This window comes from Trebonia sp. (assembly GCF_049794275.1).
Taxonomy (GTDB): Bacteria; Actinomycetota; Actinomycetes; order Streptosporangiales; family Streptosporangiaceae; genus Trebonia.
The window spans coordinates 1-2117 of the sequence record NZ_JBARCR010001247.1; the positions used below are offsets into that span (position 1 = coordinate 1).

At 68.4% G+C, this 2117-nt stretch carries 1 protein-coding gene; it reads left to right on the forward strand.

Annotated elements, in window-relative coordinates; translation table 11 throughout:
- Positions 1-2117: vitamin B12-dependent ribonucleotide reductase (locus WA805_RS30495; RefSeq protein ID WP_425244055.1), on the forward strand; the 2117-nt coding region annotated here is incomplete at both ends.

Genomic DNA, 2117 nt, shown 5'->3' on the forward strand with positions numbered 1-2117 from the left:
GCCTCGGCCGGCACCATCAAGTCCGGCGGCGCCACCCGCCGGGCGGCCAAGATGGTCGTCCTGGACGTCGATCACCCCGACGTCGAGGAGTTCATCGAGACCAAGGCCAAGGAAGAGGCCAAGGTCCGGGTGCTGCGCGACGCCGGGTTCGACATGGACCTGGGCGGCAAGGACATCGTCAGCGTCCAGTACCAGAACGCCAACAACTCGGTCCGCGTCTCCGACGAGTTCATGCAGGCGGTTGAGGACGACATGCCGTTCGACCTGCTGGCCAGGCGGACCGGGGAGATCATCGAGACCATCGACGCCAAGGACCTGTTCCGCAAGCTGGCCCAGGCGGCCTGGGAGTGCGCGGACCCCGGCATCCAGTACGACGGCATGATCAACGACTGGCACACCTGCCCCGAGTCCGGCCGCATCACCGCGAGCAACCCGTGCAGCGAGTACGTCCACCTGGACAACTCGTCCTGCAACCTGGCCAGCATCAACCTGCTGAAGTTCCTCCGCCCGGACGACACGTTCGACGCGGAGCGCTTCGAGAAGATGTCCGAACTCATCATCACGGCGATGGACATCTCCATCTGCTTCGCGGACTTCCCGACGGAGAAGATCGCCGAGACCACCCGCGCCTACCGTCAGCTCGGCATCGGCTACGCCAACCTCGGTGCGCTGCTGATGGCCACCGGTCACGCCTACGATTCCGCGGGCGGCCGCGCGATCGCCGCCGCGATCACGAGCCTGATGACCGGCGCCGCCTACAAGCGCTCCGCGGAGCTTGCCAAGGTCGTCGGCCCCTACGACGGCTACGAGCGGAACGCCACGGCGCACAAGCGGGTCATGCGGATGCACGCCGACGCCAGCGGCAAGATCCGCTCGGTCGGCAGGCTGGACCGCGAGATCCTCGAGCTGGCGACCGCGGCCTGGCAGGAGTGCCTCGCGCTCGGCGAGGCCAACGGCTACCGGAACGCCCAGGCCAGCCTGCTCGCGCCCACCGGCACCATCGGCCTCATGATGGACTGCGACACCACCGGCATCGAGCCCGACCTCGCGCTGGTCAAGTTCAAGAAGCTGGTCGGCGGCGGGTCCATGCAGATCGTCAACCAGACCGTCCCCCGCGCCCTGAAGAACCTCGGCTATCAGCCCGAACAGATCGAAGCCATCACCGAGTACATCGCCGATCACGGTCACGTGGTGAACGCCCCCGGTCTCAGGCCCGAGCACTACGAGGTGTTCGACTGCGCGATGGGCGAGCGCTCGATCAGCCCGATGGGCCACGTCCGGATGATGGCCGCCGTGCAGCCGATGCTGTCCGGCTCGATCTCCAAGACGGTCAACATGCCCGAGTCGGCCACCGTCGAGGAGGTCGAGGAGATCTACTTCGAGGGCTGGAAGCTCGGCCTGAAGGCGCTCGCGATCTACCGCGACAACTGCAAGGTCGGCCAGCCGCTGTCCATCGCAAAGAAGAAGGAAGTGCCCGCCGAGGCGCAGTCCCCGGCGCCCGTCCAGTCCCCGGCACCCGCCCCGGTGCAGGAGGACGTGAACCGCCCGGTCCGCAGGCGCCTGCCCAAGACCCGCTCCGCGACCGTGACCAGGTTCGACGTGGCCGGCGCGGAAGGCTACATGACCGCCTCCACCTACCCCGACGACGGCGTGGGCGAGGTCTTCCTCAAGCTCGGCAAGCAGGGCTCCACCCTGGCCGGCGTGATGGACGCGTTCTCGGTGGCGATCTCGGTCGGGCTGCAGTACGGCATCCCGCTCGAGTCCTTCGTCGCGAAGTTCACCAACATGCGGTTCGAGCCGGCGGGCATGACCGACGACCCGGACATCCGCATCGCGACCTCGGTGATGGACTACATCTTCCGCCGCCTCGCGCTGGACCACCTGCCCTACGAGGAGCGCGCCGACCTCGGCATCCTGTCCGCCGCCGAGCGCGCCGCCCAGCTCGCGGGTCAGGACCCGGCCGCGATGGGGGAGGATGTCGACCCGGTCGAGCTGGCTCAGTCCGCCGCGGTAGAAAAGGACATTCATTCGGAACGGGCCCGTGGCGTCTCCCAGCCCGACCCTGCTCAGCCACCGTCGCCGGCCCCGAGCGCCCCGGCTGACCCGGCGCCGAGCGC